Below are 19,021 nucleotides of genomic sequence, written 5' to 3' on the forward strand. Positions count from 1 at the left end.
GGGTAGCTCGATATCCGGGCGCTCACCGCTGAACCGTCCGGGGCGGCGAGTATCGCACCGAATCGCTGAGAGGACGCTGAAAGCGACTGTGCTGTAGGTGGCTTACAGTCCCCTCAAAGCCGCGAAAGGCGCTCGGCACGCCATCCTGACCGCGATCCCCGCAGTGGCCGAAATCGCCAGAACGATCGCGACGAGAAAGTGCGTCGAGGTACCACCACCGCTGTTGTTCTTGTCGGCGAATCGTGTTGCGCCACCAGATGGGGTGTTGTGCGCCCAACCTTCCGACACCGAAACGGTGATCGTTCCGTCCGAAACGGTGAAAGGGACATACGTTTGTGTGTCGGGCATGCCTCCCGCGGCGTTCACTTCCGACAGCGCCTTACGAGTCGTGGCTGCAGTCGGGCCCGCGGACGGGTTGCCGCCCCCGCTCGGCCACCGACCATGATCCGGCCAGAACGACTACCCCCGCCCACGCGGCTCCCAGCAACCAGCCCGCCAACACATCGGTCACGAAGTGGACCCCAAGGTAGAGGCGGGAGAAGCCGATCAGTGCGATCGCGGCGCCGGTGGCTGCCCACACCGAAACCTGTGCGGCCCATGGTCTGACCACCCACCGGCACAAAATCCAGGCGCACAACAACCCAATTGCCGCTGCGCCCGTCGCATGGCCAGAGGGAAACGAGAAGCCCGTCGCGGGAATAAGCGCAAACGGCGAAGTCGGGCGCGGTCGACCGACCAGATGCTTGGCGAGCACTATCATCGCGGCGATCCCACCTCCACCAACCGCGCCAAGCAGCACCGGCAGCCACGATCTGCCGCGCACCGCCGCGACGGCACACACCAGCGCCAGCCACACCGCCTGACCGGCCGGGCCGCCGCCATGCGTCACCGCTACAAGCACATGGGTCAGCCACACGTCACGGTGCTGCGCCAGCCATCGCGCCGACGGGTGATCGACGACAGCTACTCCGTCACCCTCCAGCACGTCGTCGAGTAGGTCGGTGAACCCAACAGCCATGAAAGTGACTACGACCAGACCTGCGATCAGCGTTAGGCCCGCCACTCCCTGCAGCCGCATCCGCGCCCGCAGCGACGACGTCGGCGGCCCCAGCCGCGCGGTGGTCCACTCCCAGAACCGGCGGATGGGCATCACATCGCCGACACGGGCAAGTGCCCGACGCCATTCCGGACGTCGCGCAACCCCGATCGCCGTCATCGCGATCACTCCCAACGCGGCGATCACACCGATGCTGACGAACCCGAAATCTGCCGTACCGGCGCCGGAACCGTGCTCCACGTTCAACCATCCAACCACCGGATACATAACGGAATCGCCAACGGACACGGCTGTTGAGAGTTCGCTGAGAACCATTGGCCGTTCGCCCCCGCCGCCGGTAGCGTGCCGCCCGTGCACTCCTCACGACCGACCGTGACGACTCTACGAAGCCACCGCTCACCGTGACCGCCCACCTCAGTTACTTCGAAGCGCTGGTGGTGGGCGCATTTCAGGGCGTCACTGAGTTATTTCCGGTATCCAGCCTTGGTCATTCGGTTCTCATTCCGGCGCTAGTCGGTGGACGCTGGGCCACCGACCTCAACGTCTCGACACCCGAATCGCCGTATTTGGCATTCATCGTCGGTCTTCATGTGGCCACGGCCGCCGCGCTGCTGGTGTTCTTCTGGCGTGACTGGGTGCGAATCCTTGCCGGCTTCGCCACCTCGCTGCGATACCGGCGGATCGAAACTCCGGCCGAACGGCTGGCATGGCTGATCGTGTTGGCGACCATCCCGGTCGGGCTGTCTGGTCTGGCCCTGGACCACGTCTTCCGCACCACCCTGGGCAAGCCCGTTCCCGCCGCGGCCTTCTTGGTCGTCAATGGCGTTTTGCTGTATGCCGGAGAGCTGATGCGCCGAAGAGTGCCCGCTTTGACGTCGGGGAGCGCCCCAGGCTCCGACCAGACCGAGGCTGCTGGCTCCACAGGCAATGCTGTCGACGACCGCCTCGCCGAATTGTCCATACCGCAAGGTGTGCTGATCGGCTGCGCTCAGATCCTGGCCCTGTTACCGGGAATCAGCCGTTCGGGGGTGACGATGGTCGCCGGCCTGTGGCGCGGACTGTCGCACGAGGAAGCTGCACGATTTTCCTTCCTGTTGGCCACCCCGATCATCCTGGCCGCCGGCCTGCTGAAGGTCCCCGACCTGTTCGGTCCGCTCGGAACCAGCATCCACGGCCAGGTGCTCATCGGCAGTCTGGCGTCGTTCGTGTCGGCCTACCTGGCAGTGCGGTTTCTGACCCGCTACTTCGAAACACGCACTCTCACACCATTTGCCATCTACTGCGTGCTCGCCGGCGCCGGCAGCCTCGCCTGGCTGACAGCCCGCTGAAACCCGGCTCGCTTACGAGCGTCCGGAACGCTCTGCCTCTGGGCTCTGAGCTGCGTTGAGCGGACTTTGCCGAGTGTCGAGTCTGCCCTACCTGCGTCTGTCGCCATGTGCGAGCAGGCAAAGAAGCTGTAAATCGAGGGAAGCGGCCTGTTCGAGCTAGCGCGGGCAACCGTCAGCACCGATGCAGTGCAAGAGCTTTGAACACCGGAATTTTGATGAGATCGGCAATGAGTGCGCTGACCAGCAGCGCCCCGAGCACGAGGAGCGCGACCGTGCCCGGCAGAGGGGCCATGAATGTTCCGGTGAGGGCGAGGGTCAGCGCAATGGCGAGGTTAGCGGCGGTCGCGGCGATCAGGGGGGTGCTGGGGCGGCTCGTCCAGGCGTGGTCACGGGTGCGGACCAGGTAGATGGTGACCTGACTGCTGGCGAGCAAGGTGAGATAGCTCAAGGTGCGCAGACGATCGAGGTCTAGACCCGGCCAGACGTCGCGGGTGAACCACAGCAACCCGATCGAAGCCGCGAGCAGCGGGGCCGCGACGGCGCTGGCCCCGGCGACGATGTTGCGCACGGCCCACCGGTCGGGTCGGCGGCCGTAGTCGGCGCGGTCGGTGGTGATCGCCATGCTGACCACGTCGTTGCCGAGCAGCAGAAGTGCCATCAGCAGCGGGGTGAACACGAACTGGCCCCAGGCGAATACACCGACAGTGAGCAGGATCGGCACTTCGAGTTTCTTGACGCTGACGTTGAGGGCGTAGGTCAGCGAGCGTTGGTGGATGCGGCGGCTCTCCTGGACCAGGCCGACGATGTCGGCGAGTCCTTCGCGGGTCAGCACGACCCCGGCGGCGGACTTGGCGACGTCGGTGCCGCCGGCAACCGCGATGCCGACGTTGGCTTGGCGCAGCGCAGGCGCATCGTTGACGCCATCGCCGGTCATGCCCACGGTGTGCCCGGCGTCTTGAAGCTGCTTGACGAGATGGTGCTTGTCTTCGGGAAGAACCTCGGCGATGACGCCGGTGGTGATCGGGGCGACGCGTTCGTCGTACAGCGCGGCGGCGCGCACGACCGGGCCGTTGATGCCCACCTGGGCGGCGATGGCGGCGGCGGTGGCGGCGCTGTCGCCGGTGATCATCACCACGCTCACGCCGAGTTCTGCCAGGGAAGCGAGCATGGCGGCGGCGTCCGGGCGCGGCGAGTCGGCCAGTGCGAGCAGGCCGACCTGGCGCCAAGCGTCGCCCTGTTCGGCGAGCGCCACAGCCACAACCCGGGCGCCGGCGGCGGCCAGGCGGGCGACGTCGGGATCGGGGGGTTGTCCGGCCAGCGCAGCGATGACCTGCGGTGCCCCTTTGGCCACCCGCACGGTCTGGCTACCGGTGTGCAGGGTGGCTTCGGAGCGTTTGGTGGCGGGGTCGAACGGCGTGAACCCGATCCGGGGATCGGCGTGCACGCCGCGTTCGGTGGCGGCACGCAGGATGGCCAAGTCGATCGGGTCCTGGGTGGCCTCGTCGGAGGCGCCCGCGGCCAGGCGCAACACCTGGGCCTCGGATATGCCTGGCCCGATGGTGATTGCGGCGACGGCGAGCCGGTTGCAGGTGATCGTGCCGGTCTTGTCCACGCACAGCACGTCCATCTCGGCGGCGGCAGTCACGCTTGACAGACGCGCGGTCAGGATTCCGCGTCCGACCAGGTGCTGGGCGCCCAGTGCCCCGGCCAGGGCGAACGCGGCCGGCAGTGCGACTGGGACCGAGGCCAGCAGGAGCACGATCGCGAAGGAGATGATGTCCTCGCCCGGGGCGCCGCGCACCGCCAGATATGTGGTCGCTGCCACGGCGAGCAGCAGGTCAATGGCGATGAACACCCGCACCATGCGCAGCACCACACCGCCCAGGCGATCGGTAGAGCCGGAGGAGCGGACCAGCTCGGCGGTGCGTCCAAAAAAGGTCCGGGATCCGGTCGCAGTGACTGTTCCGGTCGCCTCACCCCGCACGATGGTCGAACTCGCGTATAGCCCCTGACCGCTCCCCCGATCGACAGCCACCGACTCCCCGGTCAGGCTCGACTGATCCACCAGGACACTGCCCGAATTCAGCCGAAGATCGGCCGGGGCGAGGTCACCGACCCGGACGTGCACCACATCGCCGTCGACCAGCTCAACGGCCGGTACCAGCTGCCATGAACCATCCCGGCGCGCCCGCGCATTGACCGCCAACCGGTGTCGCAGCAGCTCCAAGGCCGCCCTGGCCCGGCCCTGCTGAAGGAACCCCAGAGCGGCGTTGAACACCAGCACCGCCGCCACAATCACCGCATCCAGCCACTTGCCCAGCGCCAGCTCCAACGCGATCGTGGCTTCCAGCATCCAGGGCACCGGCGCCCACAGCGAGCCTGCCAGCCGTGCCGCCAAGCCCGGGCGTTCCTCCCGAACTGTGTTGGGCCCCAATTCGGCCAGCAATGCCTGCGCCTGAGCCGATGACAACCCTGCCGGTGCACTGCTCAGGACGCCCTGGCTCGCCGCCGGCGCGCCCGCGTTGACGTTCGCCGCAGCGTCCAATGTCCCGCCATCGTCGGGTGCAGTCGTCATTCCACCCACTGTGCTCGCCAAGGCTGGGAACGCGACACAGCCCGACGATCACTCTCACACATGTTGGCCAACCCACCTCTGCAACGCCGTTGGATCAGATGATTCCCAATTCCCGGAACTCCCGCGGACTCCGAGATTCGGGATAATGTGCGACACAACTGCCAGATATCGGAGCTTTCGCCATGAACTCAACCGCGAACTAGTGGCGCTGGACGGACAAGCCGAGAAGCTACACGCCGAACTGACCGAACACGTCCGCTACAACAGATCGTTAGATGCATTCCGGGTCCAAGGGGATTTGCGATCTGTTGCGGTAAACCGCCGCAGCGTCGTCAACATGCTGTCCGCGATCGCCTGCCGCTTCCCCTCAAACTGAACCACTACCCGCCTACCCGCCTTCGTGCACGACTGCGCGTTCAGTTCCACCCGCGTTGTGACAATCTGTGACAATTCTGGCGCTACTTGAACACGCCGCTCAAACGAAAGCAGCCTTCGAACAGAGTGGCAGGTACAGGATTCGAACCTGTGTAGGCTTTCGCCGACGGATTTACAGTCCGCGCAGTCCCGTCCCTATGTGTTGCCTGTTGTCCCAGTAATGGCATGTGACCTGTGACTATCATCCATGGAGATCTCCCTCCCTCCCCCGTTGTGTCACCCGACATGTGACAAGGTCGTGACAAACAATGCATTCTGCATTTGCCCTCGCGACCTCTGGGTTATCAGCTGAGCACCAAGGATTTTCCCGCGTTCGCAATCTCCCAGAAGACCAGCTCAGTGCCCGAAGGTTGATCTCAACCATGCCTACAGCACCCTTAGGCGTGTCTCCGGCGGCAGGAAAAGCTCTTCATTCGCAGCGTTACGGCGGCCGGTCAAGCGGGCGACTTCGTCGCGGCTGAGGCCACCGCGTGTCATCAGGGTCTGCCCGATCGTCTGCGCCAACTCCGGTCGTTCGTCCGCGATGACGTCGGCACCTGGCTCATGCCTGCGCCATCCTCGTGCGTTCATGGTGCGGTAGAACTTTGTCCGTTCGGCAGCACTGGCCTTCCCCAAGCGGTAAGCATGCTCGAAGATGGCTTGCATCGACACACCCCACACCTTCTTCAACGCCAGAAGCCGCGACGGCGTCAGGTCATGCAGATCAGACTCGATGACGTGACACGGCATGAGTAGTTCAGCGGCGAACTCGTTGGCCTGTGTTTCGACGTCTGGGTCCACGTAGCTCGAATGCAGCACGAGGTGGCCCACCTCGTGGGCCAGCGTCCATCGTTTCCTGTCAGCTGGCAGATCCGCGTTGAGCAGCACGACGGGATACTCACTGGCCCACTGAGACAACCCGTCAATGCGCCGGGTTCCCAGGCGCTCCTCGATGACGATGACACCAGCGGACTCGATCCACCGCGTCAGATTGCGCACTGGGCCAATCGGCATTCGCCATTGGGCCCGCACCATGCGGGCGGCGTCGGCCGGTGCGGTCTCATCTGGATCGAAGGTGGGCATGTGGTTCGCCGGGCTAATGGGGATCCGGCGCGTCAAAAACGCCGACCGCATCCGGTACAGGTTCAACTTCGATTCGGCCGACTTCCACTCCGACACCTTCGTCGTCTTCTGGCGCCGCATGTGGGCATCGGCTGCGAGTGCTCCTCGCAGCTGGAAAGGATGCGTGAGGAAATCTGGTGACACATCGAGGATTTCAGACATCCGCTCGACCGTGGCGTCATCGGGTTCCCGCAGGTCGTTCTCGTATCGCGACAACGCAGCCTGAGTAATACCCAGCTTGTCTGCGAGTTCTTCCTGCGTGAGGCCGGCGGCGCGTCGGGCGGTCAGGATGACGTCGCCGATCTGGCTCATGGTTGGTCCATGGTGCCCTCGTCGTGCTCTTCAGCAACCTCGCTAAGGTCAAGTTGCGGGAGCTGCGGATCGATCGGTTCCCACATGATATCGGTTGCCGCCTCGCCACCTCGCGACTTCAAGGTAACCGACCACACCGGTTTATTCTTGCCATCCCGGAACGACAGGATGGCGTCTCCAATTTCACCGAGGTCGGTGTCCCAGATATAACCCATGGCCAGCGTGACGAGGTCGAGGCCGGGCAGGGCGGCCTGGTTGGTCCAGAACGCCAACGCTCCGCCGGTCGGGAACGTCTCGATCCTCAAGTTGCTCGCGTGGCGTTTGAAGCGCACCACATAGTTGGTGCCGTAATGGATTTGACGGGTCGGCTCTTCGTCGACGACGGTGACGTCCGGGTGGCTGGCGACCTGGCGGGTCATGCTGTCCCACATGCGCTCGTGGATGAAGTTCGCGACGAAACGCTTCGAGAAATTGACGAACCACTCAGGCTTGAACTGCTCGAATGCCGTGAGGTCAGCACGCGCGGCGTCGACGGCTTGAACGAAAGCACGCAAGAATTTGTCGCCGAGGTCGTCGACAACTATCTGCGGATCCGGGTATTGCAACATGCCAGAAAATATACCGGTGCCATCAGACAGTGACTGGATTGTTGGGCAATACAGGCAAACGTGTCGAGGTCAAAGGCCTTCTTGGCGTCAACACACCAGAACTCATACGAGCTTGTTAGGTTCTCGCACGCGGTTGCGCCTGCGGCGCCAGATTTATCGGTTCTGACCAGTGACGTCGAGTTCAGCGAACATGCCGGACCAATAGTGGCCGGCGATGTTGCAGATCAGCTCGTAGCGTCCGGGGGGCAGGGTGATGGTGGTCCAGCCGCTGGCCCCGGCAGCGATGCCGTAAGGGGCGATGTCCATACCGTCATCGGCACCGCAGGTGCGGGAGGCTTCACCCAGGCTGCCGGTCTCGTCGACCTTGCCGTCGGGACCGCTGACACGCTGCCCAGGAAGCTGGCCCTGCGGAAGTGGCAGCACGACCACCTCGTGGGTCAGCGCACCTTTGTTGCGTACCCGCAGCGACACCGGTCCCGCCGGGACTGTGGACGGGTTGACGAAGACTCGCGTCGTTCCCCTGCGGGGCCACGGGTATCCGTTGTTGTTCGCACCCGGGCCATAGGGGCCGTTGCCCATCATGCCCGGCCCCATCATGCCTCCCATGTCGGTGAGGGTGACGTCAACCACTGTGCCGGGCAACGCCGGTGCCGCACAGGATCGTGAACCGGCGAACGACCCAAAGGCGGCCAACATTGCCGTGCTCGCGATTCCGAGGGCGACGGCGGCGATCGCGATGATCAACACCGGCCGCACACGGTGCGAGCCCATCGCGGTCACCGGTGATCACGCAGCAGCGCCATGCGCTGCCGATACTCCTCGCCGTCGATCTCGCCACGAGCGAAGCGTTCGTGGAGCAGATCCTCCGCCCGCATCGGCCCGGAAACAGGCGGACGGGTGGAGGTGTGGCGTGAATCGGCAACAAAGCGAACGGCAAACACGATCGCAGTGATCACCAGCGCCCAGAACGCAACCATCCCGACCGTCATCAGGATCCAACCGCCCCATCCCCAGCCGTCACCGCCATACCACATCATCGTCGTCCGCTCCTTTCCTCAAAGATGAAGCCGCACTGCGGCGAACTTCTCATGCGCGAGGTACGACACCAGCGTCGCACAAGCAACCCATAGCAGAGCCTTGCGGCAAAACGTGGTCGTCCACCTCGTGCTAACTCCAACAGTGCGCACGGATGACGTTGAATCGATGAGGGTTCTGTAAAGATTCGCTCAAGAAACCGCGCCGCGGGGGCGATCGCGCGTGCATGGTCGATGATGGTGCCGCGCCGCAGTGGCATCCGAAAGTCGTCTCGCCTGTGTAAAGCGTGACGGCTAGATCCAGATGGCACAGCACGCTGTGGTACCGGCGAAAGGACCCTTCGATGAGAACCCGACGAGTTGCCGTTACCGCAGTTGTGGTGATTACCGCGGCGCTGGCGGCCTGCTCGAGCGAAAACAACATCTCCCGACCACAGACACCGACGACGACTGTGTCGCCAGAACCGGCCCCCTCCGGGTCGGTGTGGGTGGCCGATGAGGGCGGGGACAGCCTCACAGTGCTCGATGCCTCCACCAACGCGGTGACCACGACTGTGCGCGGCCTGAAAAAACCGCACAACGTCCAGGTGGGTCGCGACAGTGCGACGGTGTACGCGGTCAGCAGCAGCAACAACTTGGTGGTGGCGATCGACGCAGCGACCTACACCGTGGAAGCTGCCGCCTCCACTGGACCAGCTCCCGCGCATGTGATCGACGCCCCCAGCGGCAGGGTCTATGTCACCAACACCGGAGACGGCACCGTGTCGGTGTACCAGACCCCGGGGCTCCAGCCGGTGGGCCGGATCAACCTCGGCGGGATGCCGCATGGACTACGCCCCGCCGCCGGGGGCTCGGTGATCGTGGTCGCCAACACCATGGCTGGCGCGCTGGATCTCATCGACCCCGCCGCCGATACGTTCTTGGGCGCGGTGCCCGTGGGCACGGGACCGGCACAGGTCGCGGTCACCGCCGACGGGCGCTACGCCTACGCAGGAATCACCGCCCCTGCATCGGTGGTGAAAGTGGACTTGCACGCACGCACGGTCGTCGGCAGCGCACCCGTATCGGCCCCTCCGGTCCAGTTGTACCTAACCCCGGACGAGGCGACGGTGCTCTCGGCCGATCAAGGCACCCCCGACAAACCCGGCCACACTGTGTCAGTGATCGACGCCGCCGCGATGACCGTCCGCAGCAGCGTCCCCACCGGCGCAGGACCCCACGGCGTCGTCGTCGACACCTCCGGAACGAGGGCATGGGTGACCAACACCTACGACAACACGGTGTCGGCGATCAACTTAGGCAGCATGTCAGTGGTGGCGACTGTCGCTGTCGGCGCTGAGCCCAGCGGAATCAGCTACTCACCCCGCCCACCCGCCGCATTCGGTGCCACTGCCACACTCAATATCCCCACACCTCCCACGAACGACGCCGACCGCGCCCAGCAACCACCACCCGACCAGCACGGACACTAGATCGGCGAAGAACAGTCAAAGTTGTTGTCGTACGTACGCACGCACGTACCTTGCCGTCGTCGCCGACGATTCATCCCGCAGCCGCCGCGGCAGCTGGATCTCCCCTGAACCGTGGAGGCATGCGGTGGGAGGCAGTAGTCATGCCACAGACACGAAGATAAACCGCTCCGGAGTTTCGGGAGCGGGCGGTGCAGATCGTCGCACAACCGGAGAAGCCGATCGGCCCGGGTGCTCGGGGACCTGGGGCAGTGCCGGCACCCTGGGGAACTGGGTTGCCCAGCACCGGTTGGAACATGCTGATACACGGACGCTTTCGTCCTGCGCCGCATGCCGTGCGTCGCTGCGATTGCAGACACCCGTGTGCCGACCGACTGCGGTGACGACGGCAGGCGACGATATATGAGGTGGAGGACGATATGACACTTGCCGAGAAAGCCCCTACCAAGTGGGGCCCATCGCCGGCACGTGCGCTGCAGGCAAGGCCGGGCAGGACCCGTCGGTGAAACCGCAATAGGCTGCGGCCGCTAGGTTCTGGCGGCGAATCCCACGACCGATAAACCGGCTAGGATCAGCACAGCGGCGATCGGATACCCGATCAGCAGATCCTGCATCCCGATGATCCGCAACCGCCCTAGGTGGGTAATGGTGTGGATGACCGCCATCACCGTCCCGATCCCTTTTAACACCCAGCCCGCGACCCGCCATCGCCGCTCTCGCTGGTATTCGATCGTATACAGCGACTTGGGGATTGGACGCTCCCGGACTTCCCGTCTTCTCGGCATTCTCGCCCCTTCGCATCAATCGACATATATCTACTATCTACGAAAGTAGGTAGCGCATTAGTAGTTTGTGGAGTGCTGGGACACATGGCGCGCCATGGGCGCCGTGACTGCGTGGCAGACATCTGAACGACGAACACCTAGCGTGCGCGTGATCAACGTAGTTGCTTAGTACTACCCTCTTTAGGACATCCTGTACGCACGCTGGGAATCGAGGGGAAACCACACCGGGCGAACTCAATCGGCGCATCATCACAGCGTGGCCGAATCTTCTGAAACTTCCTCCCAGACAGTTCCCGCTTCCGGGGAGTGGCCGGTAATCGCGTCGTCGCCAGCGTCAGACCAGCGTCGTCGCCTGACCGCTGTCCTGGCGTGGGTAGGCATCGTCGCAGGCGTCGTGTTCATCGTCGCGGTCCTCTTCTTCTCCGGGTTTTTCCTCGGCAGGTACTCGGGGTGGCATCGCGGCTACGACGGCGACAGAACTGGTCCGGCGGGCACGTGCCCGATGACGGGCGCTGGTGGTCAAATGCCGATGGGGCCTGGCGGGATGATGGGGCCTGGCGGGATGATGGGGCCTGGCGGGATGATGGCACCCGGCGGGATGGGCCCAGGCGGTGGAATGAGTCCTGGCGGGCCGGTTCCAGGCGGGATGGGCCCAGGCGGTGGAATGAGTCCTGGCGGGCCGGTTCCAGGCGGGATGGGCCCAGGCGGTGGAATGAGTCCTGGCGGGCCGGTTCCTGGCGGGATGGGTCCTGGTGGAACGAGTACCGACCCGCACCACCCCCCGACCTCGACGAGCAGCCCGAGCACACCGCAGCCCTAGCCGTCTACGAAGACGACGCGGCCACTCTCATGCCGCCAACACGGTGTTCGACCGTCCCGACCGGCGTGAGGGCAGGGCATCGAGTCCGGGTCGTCTGGTCTCGACAGATCGGGTTGTGCACCACAGCGCACCGTCACCCCGGTGCAACGTTCACCGGAGTAGGGGTCGAACCCGTTGCCGCCCCGAGAAATCGATCCACTGGCGCACACACGGGCGGAGTTCAGCGGTGATGACGGCTGCGTGGCTGTTTGGTGCCGGTGGCGTTATCCTCATCGGCATCGGAGGGTTCTTTGCGTTGGCGCGGCCCGCCTTACTGCCAGAGGACTTGCGCTACCTGGACCGCAGCGCCGTCGAGGTCACTACCGCGGTACCGCGCCTCGGCCGGTGGCTGCGGTGGGTGTTCACCGTTCTCGGCGGGTACGCGGTGGCGACCGGGATCCTGACCCTCTACCTGGCCGCCACCGGCGTGCGCGACGGGGATCTGGCCACGGTGGCAGTTCTGGCGGTTGCCGGCGCGTCGTCGATCGGCGTCATGGCGGTGGTAAACCTCATGCTGCACTCGGCGTTTCGGTGGCTGTTGTCGGCCGCGGCCGCAGTGTGGATCGCGGCAACGCTGGTGGCGGTCGTGTCCTGAGGCGTGTACGGCGTCGGCGGAACAAGGGGTATTCGGCTGTACGACATTTGCGCTGCTGAAACGATATGTTTGACCGAGAGTCACTCAACGACACTGCGGCGAAACGCACAGCCGACGGCGCAGGTGATCGTCGGGCTCGACGGCCACCACCTCGGCGACGGTGTCGGGATAGTGTCGGAAGTTCAACCGGTTGCTCGCACCGACCTCGATGACGCGGCCAGTCAATCCGGTCAGCGTGCGATCGCGGCGCTCGGCCGTTCCGAGTTGCTCAGATTCGGCGCTGATCCGTTCATACATGCGCGCAAGCCGAGGGTGCTGAAACTGTGACAGATCCGCCATATCGTCTCCTAATTGCGAGAACACCGTAGTTCCCCGTCAATGCTGTCCCACGACGACATCGGTTGGCTACCATCGTCGCGTCCGGGCAGATCGGCTCAACGAGTGTGCGTCGTTAGGCCCATTCGTTGACCAGCGGTCGCTGCATAGCGGCCGACCACGTTTACCCGCGCGGGTCGCTCAGCGGTCCCAGCAGCAGAGTGGATCAGCCGGCGTCCACTTGACCGGGCGCCGTAACCGAACTTACGAGCAAGATCAGGACTTCGGGCCCTACCGGTGCGCACCGCGGCCGGAGTAAGCAGGCAGAGTGGACACTCACCGATTGCCACCGCAGCGCACACGAACATTCGGGGTTCGCATTCATGGGCGTGGCGGACAAGGTGTGGTCACTGCCGCGGAACTGCTGTCGGTGGCGGCCTTCCTCGAAGGCCGTCACGCGCAAGCGTTTCCAAGTTTCGGATCCGAACGCACCGGGGCTCCGGTGGTGGCTTACTGCCGCATCAGCGACCAGCCGATCCGCACTCGCGAGCCGATCATCGAACCGCACGCCGTGATCATCCAGGATCCGACACTGCTGCATCAGGTGCCGGTCTTTGACGGACTGCGATCCGACGGCTACTTGTTGATCAATTCCTCACGCAGCTTCGACGAACTGGGCCTCGGCGACTTCGTCGAACAATACCGCCGGGAGCAATTGCAGGTGGTTCCCGCGACGGTATTCGCGGTGCAGCTCATCGGGCGTCCGGTCCCCAATGCGGTCCTGCTGGGGGGTTTCGCCGCGCTGACCGGTGCCGTGTCGCTGGAGTCGGTGGTCGCCGCCATCCGCGGACGGTTCGCCGGCTCGCTCGCCGAGGCGAATGTGGCCGCCGCGCAACAAGCCTTCGAGTTCGTGCACGCCGAGCGTGAGGAATTTCAACGTGCTTAAGCAGATCGAAGGCTCCCGCGCGGTGGCCGAGGCGGTGGCCGCCTGCCGGCCCGAGGTTATCTGCGCCTACCCCATCTCTCCGCAAACCCACATCGTGGAGGCGCTGAGCAGGCTGGTGAGAGCCGGTGAGCTGGCGCCGTGTGAATTCATCAACGTGGAATCGGAATTCGCCGCGATGTCGGTGGCCATCGGTGCGTCGGCCGCCGGAGCACGCGCCTACACCGCCACCGCCAGCCAGGGCCTGCTGTACATGGCCGAGGCCCTCTACAACGCCGCCGGGCTGGGCCTGCCGATCGTGATGACCGTGGCCAACCGGGCGATCGGGGCGCCGATCAACATCTGGAACGACCACAGCGACGCCATGTCGCAGCGCGACTGCGGCTGGATTCAGCTCTATGCCGAAACCAACCAGGAGGCGACCGATCTGCACGTGCAGGCATTCCGCATCGCCGAGGAACTCTCACTGCCGGTGATGGTCTGCATGGACGGATTCGTCCTCACCCACGCCGTGGAACCGATCGACGTCCCCGGGGCAGAACTGGTGGATTCACTCCTGCCGCCCTATGAGCCGCGCCAGGTCCTCGATCCGGCCGAGCCGGTGTCCATCGGCGCGATGGTCGGTCCCGAAGCGTTCACCGAGGTCCGCTATCTGGCGCATCTCAAACACCAGCAGGCCCTCGAGGTCGTCCCTGCCGTGGCCGCTGAGTTCCTGCGCGCCTCAGGGCGTGACTCCGGCGGTTTGATCCGGCCCTACCGGATCGAGGACGCCGACACGGTCGTGGTGGCGCTGGGTTCGGTGCTCGGCACCATCAAAGACGTGATCGATGAGCTGCGCGACCAGCAGGTACGCATCGGCGGGCTGGGGATCACCTCGTTTCGGCCCTTCCCGCATGAGGCGGTGCGCGAGGCGCTCAGCCGCGCCCACCGTGTGGTCGTGGTGGAGAAAGCATTTGAGCTGGGCCTGGGTGGCATCGTCGCGGCCACGGTGGCTAACGCCACCCCCGGCCTGGGCCTGCGCTGCTACACCGTGGTCGCTGGCCTGGGCGGCCGACCAATCACGACCGCTTCGCTGCGGACCATCTTCGCCGCCGCCGCCGCCGTCGCCGACACGGCCGAGCCGCTGACGTTCCTCGATCTCAAGGGCGATCTCGTGGAGCGCGAATTGGCGCGTGCGCGGGACGTCCGACGCTCGGGGCCCAGCCCCGAGAACCTGCTGCGCGACGCTGGCATCGCGGCGACCGCACACCACTGAGGGAGGCCGCCATGCCCGTGCAACCCATCAAGTTCTATCAAACCGGCAGTTTCGTGGTCGGCAACCGGCTGCTGACCCCTGAGCAGCGCAGTGTCCAGGCCGATATGACCCGCACGAATTCCCTCAACAGCGGGCATCGCGCCTGCCGGGGCTGCGGCGAGGCCCTCGGTGCCCACTACGCGCTCGACGCGGCAATGCGCGCCACCGCAAACCAGATGATCGCCGTCAACGCTACGGGCTGTTTGGAGGTGTTCTCCACTCCCTACCCCGAAACATCCTGGCAGATCCCGTGGCTGCATTCACTGTTCGGCAACGCCCCTGCGGTGGCGACCGGTGTCGCCGCCGCACTGAAGGCCAAGGGCCGCACCGATGTTCGGGTGGTCGGTCAGGGCGGCGACGGCGGCACCGTGGACATCGGCATGGCCTGCTTGTCAGGAATGTTCGAGCGCAACGACGACGTGCTGTTCATCTGCTACGACAACGAGGCATACATGAATACCGGGGTCCAACGGTCCGGCTCGACCCCGCCGGCGGCGGCGACCACCACCACACCGGCCGTCGCAAGCAAGCCCGGCAACGCATTTGGTCAGGGAAAAAACCTTCCCCTCATCGCGATGGCCCACGAAATCCCCTACGTGGCCACGGCGACGGTGGCCGAATTGCGCGACCTCGAAGACAAAGTGCGTCGCGCCATGACATTTCGCGGGGCGCGATACCTGCATATCTTCGTGCCGTGCCCGTTGGGATGGGCCAGCGCGGCCGCCGACACCATCCGCATTGCACGGCTGGCCAAGGAGACCGGGCTGTTCCCGGTCTTCGAAGCCGAACACGGCGACGTCGTGGGCGTATCGCCCATCCGCACGAAACAACCCGTCGAGCACTACCTGCAACTGCAGGGCCGCTACGCGCACCTGTTCGATCCGCCGCGACCCGACATCATCGCGGCCATCCAGGCTATCGCCGACCGCAACATCGCCCGGTTCGGTTTGTTGCAAGCAACGGAGATGCCCTGATGGACAAGCCCTTTGCGATCACACTCGACGTCGGTTCCAGCCTGGCCAACAAGACTGGCACATGGCGCACCGAACGCCCCGTGTATCTCGATCTGCAGCCACCCTGCAACCATGCCTGTCCCGCAGGCGAAAACGTGCAACAGTGGCTGTACTCGGCCGAAGAAGGCCACTACGAACCAGCCTGGCAGCAGATCATGGCCGACAACCCCTTCCCCGCGATCATGGGCCGGGTCTGCTACCACCCCTGCCAGACAGCTTGTAACCGCGCCCAGCTCGACGACGCGGTTGGCATCAACTCCGTCGAACGATTCCTCGGCGACCACGCCATCCGAAACGGGTGGACCCTCCCCAACACCGCCGCACCCACCGGGCGGCGCGTCCTGGTGATCGGGGCAGGTCCCTCGGGGCTTTCGGCCGCCTACCACCTCACCCGTCTCGGCCACGCCGTCACTGTGCGCGACGCCGGCCAGCAACCCGGCGGGATGATGCGCTACGGCATCCCGAAATACCGGCTGCCCCGCGATGTCCTCGACGCCGAGATCGGCCGCATCCTCGCGCTGGGTGTCACCCTTGAGCCCGGCCGCACCGTGACCGACGTCCGCAGCGCCCTGTCCGACGAGGGGTTCGATGCGGCGTTTCTTGCCGTCGGCGCACACATCGCCCGGCGCATCGACATCCCCGCCGGCGACGCAGCCCACATCCTTGACGCGTTGACCCTGTTGCAAGACACCGAAACTGGCCACCCGCCACTACTGGGACGCACGGTCGCCGTCTACGGCGGCGGAAACACCGCCATCGACGCCGCCCGCACCGCGCGTCGCCTGGGCGCCGCCGACGCCATCGTCATCTACCGGCGCACCCGTGACCGCATGGAAGCCCACGACACCGAAATCGAGCAGGCCCTCGCCGAAGACGTGCAGATCAAATGGCTCTCCACGATCACCCACGCCGGCAAGGGCAACATCACCGTGGAGCAGATGCAACTCGACGACGTCGGATTCCCGCAACCCACCGGCGAATTCGAAGAGCTCGGCGCCGATACCGTCGTCCTGGCGCTCGGCCAGCAGGCCGACCTGTCTCTGCTGGCGGCAATGCCCGACATCGACCAGCACGACGGCCTGGTCAGCGTCGGACCCAATTTCATGACCAGCCACCCCGGCGTGTTCGCCGGCGGCGACATGATCCCCGCTGAGCGCACCGTCACCGCCGCGATCGGGCACGGCAAGCGCGCCGCCCACCACATCGATGCTTGGCTGCACCACGGCAGCTACCTTCCGCCGACCGAACCAGCCCCGGCGACCTACGACCGGCTCAACACCTGGTACTACTCCGACGCACCGGCCACCGTGCGCCCCAGCCTCGACGCGGCTCGGCGCACCTCCACCTTCGACGAGGTCATCGGCGGCCTCGATGAGTCCACCGCCCTGTTCGAGGCCCGCCGCTGCCTGTCATGCGGCAACTGCTTCGAATGCGACAACTGCTACGGCGTGTGCCCCGACAACGCCGTGATCAAGCTCGGCCCTGGCAACCGGTACCGCATCGACTACGACTACTGCAAGGGCTGCGGCATCTGCGCCGCCGAATGTCCCTGCGGCGCCATCACCATGGAGCCCGAGGAAATCTGACGCAGCGCGGCCAGCCGCCGGAGGGCCGACCACGGTGGGCAAGGCCGCCGATGGGTGTGAATCAGCCTGTGCAGCAGCCGGTTGACCGCCCACCGGCGACGACCATGTCGCCGGTGGGATGCATGGTTGCCGCTCAGACGTTTCGCTCGCGCGCCGGTGAAAACCGCTCGATCTGAGTGGGCGGTCCGCCCGCCGGCGGTGGGGGCACAGCCTTAGTTTGCCCGTCGATGACGCTGACCACGGCTGACGATTGCCGGTCGACGTTGAGGGTCCCGTGCTGGAAGTTCTGCACGATCCATTCCGGCTCCTGAATCTCCGCACTGGTCGGCAGGCCCAGTGGCCCCGTCTCGTAGCCCAGGATGGCCCAAGCGTCGTAGATAGCTCCGATCACGGGCTGCGCGCCGCTGGCCGGGGACCAATAGATGGCCCCGTGGCTGAAGATCGCGTAGCGCGTCGACCCTGCACCGGGGGCCTCCGGTGATGTCGGCGCGCCCAGTGGGCCATTGATGCCGCCCATCGCCTGCCAGCGGGCATAGATCGCCCCGCCCTGCAGCGAATCGGCCAAATCCTGGATGGTGGGTGGCTGGTTGAATCGGGCCGCGATGTCGCGGATTCGGCCCAGGAAGGCATACCCGGCGTTGCCTGGGCAGTCGGTGTCGCCGACGTCGCGATGGGCGAAAATGGTTGGCAACGTTGGTGTGGCCCCTGGTGCGAAACGCGTGAAGGGCCCGCCCGCGGAGGTCAGCCTGACCGTACCGTGGGGGTCGACGCCATCGAGGGCCAGCCGCCACCCCAACAACTGGCCGGCCGCGCGCAGCTGTGGCGGTGTCGGTGCTGACTTGTCCAGATCGCCGATCAGGCACACCGCCCAGGTGTTTCGGTTGAATCCGCCGGTGTGGGTGCCTTCGACAGCCTTCGTCATGCCGCCGAACCTGCCCTCGAACACCTGGCCATACTTGTCCACCAGCGCGTTGTAGGCGATGTCGCCCCACCCGAGCGTGGCGGTGTGGTAGGTGAAGATCGCGCGAACGATGGCCGCCGAATCCCGCGGCGTGTAGTCATTGCCGGTGGCCGAATGGTGCACGACACCGGCGTTGACGGCGTTGCCGTACAACGGCGCTCCGCGCCGCATCGACTCCCCGGCACCCCACTGCGCGCGGGTAATGATGTTGACCGGCTGGTCGGCCGCGATGGCCCCAACCGAACGGGCGGGCTCGGCCCGCGCCGGCGCCGGCCCGGTCAATACGCCACCGACTGCCGCCCCACCCAGCGTAAACGGCACCGCCGCAGCATATTTGAGAACATCGCGCCGAGAGAGGGCCCTCGGGTGCCCACACGGACAGCGATGTTGCACGCCGCCACGGTAACTCGCCGTTCGGACCCGCAGAGAGCCGACGCGCCGAGGGTAAACTCCGTGAGAAACGGCGGGAATGGTACAGCCGGGGAGCGCATCACGGCAACGATGACCACACCCCGGGGCGCCCCGGCGCTAACCCACTCAGCTCCGGCTCGTATCGTCCCATCGACAACTCGGGCGGGAACAGGTGCCACCGGCAGCGACCGAGCTGTCGGATCACGTCTTCCAGCACCACCGCCGACATCGCGCCGCGTCCTCGCAGCACCAATGAGGCCGAAGCGCCATGATCGTGGGAACTGACGTGTCAGCGATGGCCGCCCGGTTGGAATCGGCCTAGACATCAACCTTGGCGTGC

The 19,021-nt window shown here is 65.5% G+C and carries 17 protein-coding genes and 1 tRNA gene; 7 read left to right on the forward strand and 11 right to left on the reverse strand.

The window, feature by feature from the left end; genetic code table 11:
* Positions 1 to 379: 379 nt before the first annotated feature.
* Positions 380 to 1,315, reverse strand: coding sequence for a phosphatase PAP2 family protein (locus Y900_RS27050; protein WP_237752740.1), 936 nt, complete (start codon positions 1,313 to 1,315; stop codon positions 380 to 382).
* Positions 1,316 to 1,458: 143 nt separating this feature from the next.
* Between Y900_RS27050 and Y900_RS27055 the strand changes: the two genes are divergently transcribed.
* Positions 1,459 to 2,385, forward strand: coding sequence for an undecaprenyl-diphosphate phosphatase (locus Y900_RS27055; protein WP_036348341.1), 927 nt, complete (start codon positions 1,459 to 1,461; stop codon positions 2,383 to 2,385).
* A gap of 172 nt (positions 2,386 to 2,557) precedes the next feature.
* Here Y900_RS27055 and Y900_RS27060 read toward each other — a convergent pair whose 3' ends face one another.
* From Y900_RS27060 to Y900_RS27080, 6 genes are all read right to left on the reverse strand, one after another.
* Complete coding sequence (locus Y900_RS27060; protein WP_081845423.1) at positions 2,558 to 4,960, reverse strand: HAD-IC family P-type ATPase; 2,403 nt, start codon at positions 4,958 to 4,960, stop codon at positions 2,558 to 2,560.
* A gap of 502 nt (positions 4,961 to 5,462) precedes the next feature.
* Positions 5,463 to 5,531: transfer RNA gene (locus Y900_RS32540), tRNA-Tyr, on the reverse strand.
* Positions 5,532 to 5,761: 230 nt separating this feature from the next.
* On the reverse strand, positions 5,762 to 6,808 hold the full coding sequence (locus Y900_RS27065) for a type II toxin-antitoxin system RelB family anti-toxin (RefSeq protein WP_036348344.1): 1,047 nt from the start codon (positions 6,806 to 6,808) through the stop codon (positions 5,762 to 5,764).
* Entirely contained in the window at positions 6,805 to 7,416 is a 612-nt protein-coding gene (locus Y900_RS27070) for a hypothetical protein (RefSeq protein WP_036348346.1), read from the reverse strand. Before Y900_RS27070 ends, Y900_RS27065 begins: the two co-directional genes overlap by 4 nt.
* Before the next feature lie 153 nt (positions 7,417 to 7,569).
* Entirely contained in the window at positions 7,570 to 8,187 is a 618-nt protein-coding gene (locus Y900_RS27075) for a sulfocyanin-like copper-binding protein (RefSeq protein WP_036348910.1), read from the reverse strand.
* Positions 8,188 to 8,192: 5 nt separating this feature from the next.
* Positions 8,193 to 8,453: an SHOCT domain-containing protein gene (locus tag Y900_RS27080; RefSeq protein ID WP_036348349.1), complete on the reverse strand. Its 261-nt coding sequence runs from the start codon at positions 8,451 to 8,453 to the stop codon at positions 8,193 to 8,195.
* A 341-nt stretch (positions 8,454 to 8,794) separates the two neighbouring features.
* On the opposite strand from Y900_RS27080, the gene Y900_RS27085 reads away from it, so the two are divergent.
* A complete protein-coding gene (locus Y900_RS27085) occupies positions 8,795 to 9,922 on the forward strand; it encodes a YVTN family beta-propeller repeat protein (RefSeq protein WP_036348352.1) in 1,128 nt (375 codons plus the stop codon).
* A 524-nt stretch (positions 9,923 to 10,446) separates the two neighbouring features.
* Here Y900_RS27085 and Y900_RS27090 read toward each other — a convergent pair.
* Complete coding sequence (locus tag Y900_RS27090) at positions 10,447 to 10,704, reverse strand: hypothetical protein (RefSeq protein ID WP_036348355.1); 258 nt, start codon at positions 10,702 to 10,704, stop codon at positions 10,447 to 10,449.
* Positions 10,705 to 11,038: 334 nt separating this feature from the next.
* Positions 11,039 to 11,161, reverse strand: coding sequence for a hypothetical protein (locus Y900_RS33525; protein WP_272945580.1), 123 nt, complete (start codon positions 11,159 to 11,161; stop codon positions 11,039 to 11,041).
* Between the two features lie 592 nt (positions 11,162 to 11,753).
* Between Y900_RS33525 and Y900_RS27095 the strand changes: the two genes are divergently transcribed.
* Positions 11,754 to 12,158: a hypothetical protein gene (locus Y900_RS27095; protein WP_237752741.1), complete on the forward strand. Its 405-nt coding sequence runs from the start codon at positions 11,754 to 11,756 to the stop codon at positions 12,156 to 12,158.
* 84 nt (positions 12,159 to 12,242) lie between these two features.
* Here Y900_RS27095 and Y900_RS27100 read toward each other — a convergent pair whose 3' ends face one another.
* Positions 12,243 to 12,455 (reverse strand): hypothetical protein, encoded by a 213-nt coding sequence (locus tag Y900_RS27100; protein WP_051660495.1) that lies wholly within the window; start codon positions 12,453 to 12,455, stop codon positions 12,243 to 12,245.
* 346 nt (positions 12,456 to 12,801) lie between these two features.
* Here Y900_RS27100 and Y900_RS27105 point away from each other — a divergent pair, with 346 nt between their 5' ends.
* Genes Y900_RS27105 through Y900_RS27120 form a run of 4 tightly spaced genes read left to right on the forward strand, consistent with a single transcriptional unit; the run spans position 12,802 to position 17,309 of the window.
* Positions 12,802 to 13,419, forward strand: coding sequence for a 2-oxoacid:acceptor oxidoreductase family protein (locus Y900_RS27105; RefSeq protein WP_272945581.1), 618 nt, complete (start codon positions 12,802 to 12,804; stop codon positions 13,417 to 13,419).
* Positions 13,412 to 14,671, forward strand: a complete 1,260-nt coding sequence (locus Y900_RS27110) for a transketolase C-terminal domain-containing protein (RefSeq protein ID WP_036348360.1) — start codon at positions 13,412 to 13,414, stop codon at positions 14,669 to 14,671. Before Y900_RS27105 ends, Y900_RS27110 begins: the two co-directional genes overlap by 8 nt.
* A gap of 11 nt (positions 14,672 to 14,682) precedes the next feature.
* Positions 14,683 to 15,684: a thiamine pyrophosphate-dependent enzyme gene (locus tag Y900_RS27115; RefSeq protein WP_036348362.1), complete on the forward strand. Its 1,002-nt coding sequence runs from the start codon at positions 14,683 to 14,685 to the stop codon at positions 15,682 to 15,684.
* Positions 15,684 to 17,309, forward strand: coding sequence for an NAD(P)-binding protein (locus Y900_RS27120; protein WP_192827614.1), 1,626 nt, complete (start codon positions 15,684 to 15,686; stop codon positions 17,307 to 17,309). The genes Y900_RS27115 and Y900_RS27120 overlap by 1 nt, the downstream gene beginning before the upstream one ends.
* Before the next feature lie 133 nt (positions 17,310 to 17,442).
* On the opposite strand, the gene Y900_RS27125 is transcribed toward Y900_RS27120, so the two are convergent.
* Positions 17,443 to 18,591 carry an N-acetylmuramoyl-L-alanine amidase gene (locus tag Y900_RS27125; RefSeq protein WP_475035522.1) on the reverse strand — a complete coding sequence of 383 codons (1,149 nt, stop codon included), beginning with the start codon at positions 18,589 to 18,591 and terminating at the stop codon, positions 17,443 to 17,445.
* Positions 18,592 to 19,021: the final 430 nt, after the last annotated feature.

It is taken from the genome of Mycolicibacterium aromaticivorans JS19b1 = JCM 16368, from assembly GCF_000559085.1.
Taxonomy (GTDB): Bacteria; Actinomycetota; Actinomycetes; order Mycobacteriales; family Mycobacteriaceae; genus Mycobacterium; species Mycobacterium aromaticivorans.